The sequence below is a fragment of the Salinisphaera japonica YTM-1 genome, from assembly GCF_003788585.1.
GTDB lineage: Bacteria > Pseudomonadota > Gammaproteobacteria > Nevskiales > Salinisphaeraceae > Salinisphaera > Salinisphaera japonica.
This window is the reverse complement of record NZ_AYKG01000058.1, coordinates 1-3,886: the sequence shown is the minus strand read 5'-3', so window position 1 is coordinate 3,886 and position 3,886 is coordinate 1. Positions and strand designations below refer to the sequence as shown.

General features: G+C 63.6%; 4 protein-coding genes. 2 read left to right on the top strand and 2 right to left on the bottom strand.

All coding sequences use genetic code 11. From position 1 onward, the window contains the following. Positions 1-88 precede the first annotated feature (88 nt). Positions 89-1,069 (bottom strand): phosphogluconate dehydrogenase (NAD(+)-dependent, decarboxylating), encoded by a 981-nt coding sequence (gene gnd, locus SAJA_RS13675; RefSeq protein WP_123659233.1) that lies wholly within the window; start codon positions 1,067-1,069, stop codon positions 89-91. A gap of 47 nt (positions 1,070-1,116) precedes the next feature. Then, positions 1,117-1,980, bottom strand: a complete 864-nt coding sequence (yghU, locus tag SAJA_RS13670) for a glutathione-dependent disulfide-bond oxidoreductase (RefSeq protein ID WP_123659232.1) — start codon at positions 1,978-1,980, stop codon at positions 1,117-1,119. A gap of 18 nt (positions 1,981-1,998) precedes the next feature. Here yghU and SAJA_RS13665 point away from each other — a divergent pair, with 18 nt between their 5' ends. Beyond that, positions 1,999-2,289: a hypothetical protein gene (locus tag SAJA_RS13665; RefSeq protein WP_123659231.1), complete on the top strand. Its 291-nt coding sequence runs from the start codon at positions 1,999-2,001 to the stop codon at positions 2,287-2,289. A 57-nt stretch (positions 2,290-2,346) separates the two neighbouring features. Then, positions 2,347-3,765 carry a dynamin family protein gene (locus SAJA_RS13660; protein ID WP_123659230.1) on the top strand — a complete coding sequence of 473 codons (1,419 nt, stop codon included), beginning with the start codon at positions 2,347-2,349 and terminating at the stop codon, positions 3,763-3,765. The last annotated feature ends 121 nt before the right edge of the window (positions 3,766-3,886 follow it).

Below are 3,886 nucleotides of genomic sequence, written 5' to 3'. Positions count from 1 at the left end.
AGGTCTTATCGCATGCCTGGGCATGTGGCTCAAAATCTTATGACGACGCGCCCTAGGTGTTTAGGCCCGGTTTGAAGCCCCAGCCCGATCAGTCGTCATGCGACTCGACGTGGCCGCCGAACTCACGGCGCATGGCCGATAACAGCTTGTCGCCGTAGTCATCATCCACGCGCGAGCGGAACCGGGAGAACAGGGCCGAGGCCAGCACGTTGACCGGCACGGCCTGCTCGACCGCCGCATCGACCGTCCAGCGGCCCTCGCCGGAATCAGCGACCTCGCCGGTGAAATCAGACAGTTCGGCGTCGCGGGCCAACGCAATCGACGATAGATCCAGCAGCCAGGACGAGATTACGCTGCCGCGACGCCAGACTTCAGCGATATCGGCCAGATTCAGATCGAACCGCTCGTTGTCTGGCAGGTCTTGGCTGGCCCGTCCCTTGAGTAGATTGAAGCCTTCGGCATAAGCGGCCATCAGGCCGTACTCGATGCCGTTGTGCACCATTTTGACGAAGTGCCCGGAACCGGCCGGGCCACAGTGGATATAACCCTGCTCGGCGCGCGGATCCAGCCCGTCACGGCCGGGCGTGCGATCGATATCGCCGATCTGTGGCGCCAGCGTGTAGAAGATCGGGTCCAGGCGTTCGACCACGGCCGTCGGGCCGCCGATCATCAGACAGTAACCACGCTCACGCCCCCAGACGCCACCCGAGACACCAATATCCAGATAATCGATATCCTGCTCGGCCAGCTGCTCGGCCCGGCGCACATCATCCTTGAAGTTGGCGTTACCGCCGTCGATGATCGCGTCACCGGCCGACAACATCGCCGACAGCGTATCGATCGTGTCTTGTGTGACGTCGCCCGCCGGCAGCATCAACCAGACATGACGCGGCGGCTCGAGCGCGGCCACCAGCGCATCCAGCGTGTCGACGGCTTGCCCCCCGTCGGCGGCCACGGCTGCGCGGGCGGCCTCGTCCTGGTCATAAACCACGCAGTCATGGCCTGCGTCCATGAGACGACGTGCGATGTTGCCGCCCATGCGGCCCAGACCCACAATTGCGATCTTCACGTTGATTGTCCTTGCGTTGGCGGTTGTGATGCCGGCGACGAGATGACTCAGTCGCCCAGCTTGTCCTTCGTGCGATGCTCGAAATCGCTGGCGGCATGACGCTCGGGCAATTGCTCGGATTCGTCGCCCCACAGCCGGTTGACCATGCGCCCGCGCTTGACGGCCGGTCGCGCGTCGATCTCTTGGGCCCAGCGCTGGAGATGCTCGTATTCCTGAACCTGCAGGAATTCACCGGCGTCATAGAGCCGGCCCAGCGCCAGGGCGCCGTACCAGGGCCAGGTCGCGATATCGGCGATGGTGTAATCGTCCCCCGCCAGATACGCGTTATCGGCCAGGCGCCGGTTGAGCACGTCGAGCTGGCGCTTGGTTTCCATGGTGAAACGATCGATGGCGTATTCGATCGGCTCGGGGGCGTAGTTATAGAAGTGCCCGAAGCCGCCACCCAGATACGGCGCGCTACCCATTTGCCAGAACAGCCAGTTCATTGTTTCGGTGCGGGTATCGGCATCGGCGGGCAGGAACGCGCCGTAGCGCTCGGCCAGATACAACAGGATCGAGCCGGATTCAAAGATCCGCCGGGCCGGCGAGACGCTGTGGTCAACCAACGCCGGAATCTTGGAGTTCGGGTTGATATCGACATAGCCGCTGGAAAACTGCTCGCCGTCGCCGATATTGATCGGCCAGGCATCGTATTCAGCGTTGTGGCCCGCTTCGAGCAGCTCCTCGAACATAGCGGTAACCTTCACGCCGTTGGGCGTGGCCAGCGAATACAGCTGATAGGCATGTTCGCCGACCGGCAGCTCGGCCTCGTATCGTGGTCCGGCGACCGGGCGGTTGATGCTGGCGAACTTACCCCCGCTTTCTTTATCCCAGGTCCATACGCGGGGCGGCTGATAGTCGTTATCGCTCATGGTTTTATGCGTTGTTTGATGCAATGTGTCTCAGTCTACGCCACCGATGCAGAGATGATGAACCCGACCCGTTTTCCCGCCTGGCCGTGTGCTTTGGCGCTTGTCATGGCAAGCCTGGCCATGAGTGCCGGCGGCTGTGTACTTGCCACGGGCGCGGCCGCCGGCCTGTCGGGCCATACGGGCAGGCAGAACGCCGATGACAACGCCGATGACAACTCGGGGCCGATCCGGCCCGCCGCATCCGAGTCAGACGAGCACACCGAAGCGCCGACCGGGCAAGCCGCGCCACGACGCGACACAAGCCTATAGAATGAAGGCCCGCCGGGACCCGATCGGTCCCGGCTCGACAGCCACGCGGGAGCGCTCATGAGCGGATCAAACGCGACGTCCGGCCGCAACGAATCGCTGGAAGCCCATCTAAAACGCGAGAACCCCCTGCTGCTCGAGCCGCTGGCCGAGTTTCGTCGCCTGGACCGGATCGCCGCAAAAATGCATCTGCTGGCACCCGATGCCAGCTTCACGCGACGCGTGCCCTGGTGGCCGGTGATCTCGTTGCTGGGCACGTTCTCGGCGGGCAAGTCCAGCTTCATCAACGGCTATCTGGGCACCGAGCTACAGCGCACGGGCAATCAGGCCGTTGATGATCGCTTCACCGTGATCTGTTATTCCGACGACGACGAGGCCCGTACCCTGCCCGGCACCGCCGTAGACGCCGATCTGCGGTTTCCTTTTTATCGCATCAGCGGCGATATCGAGGACGTGGCGGCCGGCGAAGGCCGGCGCATCAACAATTATCTGCAGCTCAAGACCTGCCACGCCGAGCCTGTCCGCGGCAAGATTCTGCTCGACTCGCCCGGTTTCGATGCCGACAGCCAGCGGTCGGCCACGCTGCAGATCACGGATCGCATCATCGATCTGTCGGATCTCGTGCTGGTGTTTTTCGATGCGCGCCATCCTGAGCCGGGCGCCATGCGCGATACGCTGCGGCATCTGGTCTCGGACACGATCGGGCGCGACGATGCCTCGAAGTTCGTGTTCGTGCTCAACCAGATCGATACCACCGCCCGCGAAGACAACCCGGAAGACGTGGTGGCGGCTTGGCAACGGGCCCTGGCCTCGTCCGGGCTGACCGCCGGGCGTTTTCTACGGATCTATGATGAAGACAGCGCCCCGCCGATCGCCGACGAGGCTCTGGCCAAGCGTTTCAAGGCGAAAAAAGATGCCGACATGGTCGAGCTGCATCGCCGCATGACGGGCGTGGAGGTCGATCGGGCCTATCGGGTCGTCGAGATGATGACCGGGGCCGCCCGTACGCTAGCCGGGGATACCGGGGTCGGCCGACTCAAGACGCACCTGGGCCAGTGGCGACGTCGCGTGGGGATTTTTGATATCGCCATTCTCGTGCCATTAGCGGTTCTGATCGGCGCGGGGGCCATCATTTATCGCGACACCGCCGGCCGCCTGCTGGGCGCGATCGGCAACGCCTCACCCACGGGCATCGCCGTTGTGACGATACTGATCGTGGTCTTTGCAGGCATCCATTTCTGTGTGCGCGGCCTTGTCGCACGTCGTATCGCGGCCGGGATCCAGCCCGCCTCGCAACAGGCGTTTGCACTCGATCTACGACGCGCGTTTCTGCGCAATACGCGCTGGTGGCGCAGCATGGCGTTGCTGCAACCCAAGGGCTGGGGCTGGCTGGCCCGGCGCCGGGTCCGGCGTATCCAGGCCAAGCACGAAACCATGATCCGGCGTCTCAACGACCGGTTCGCGCGCCCGTCGGGCTGATCCCGGTAAAACCGGTCAGCCCGCGCGTGGACGATCTGCGGCAGATGGCCCACGCGCGACAGCACAGCGGTAATCACTCACCCTCGTGGCGTCACCACGTCAAACTTGCCATACCTGTGCT

What these genes read in the sequence shown, in the direction of transcription:
- SAJA_RS13665 (WP_123659231.1), top strand. Translation starts at nt 1,999, where the DNA reads ATGCAATGTGTCTCAGTCTACGCCACCGATGCAGAGATGATGAACCCG.
- yghU (WP_123659232.1), bottom strand. Translation starts at nt 1,980, where the DNA reads ATGAGCGATAACGACTATCAGCCGCCCCGCGTATGGACCTGGGATAAA.
- SAJA_RS13660 (WP_123659230.1), top strand. Translation starts at nt 2,347, where the DNA reads ATGAGCGGATCAAACGCGACGTCCGGCCGCAACGAATCGCTGGAAGCC.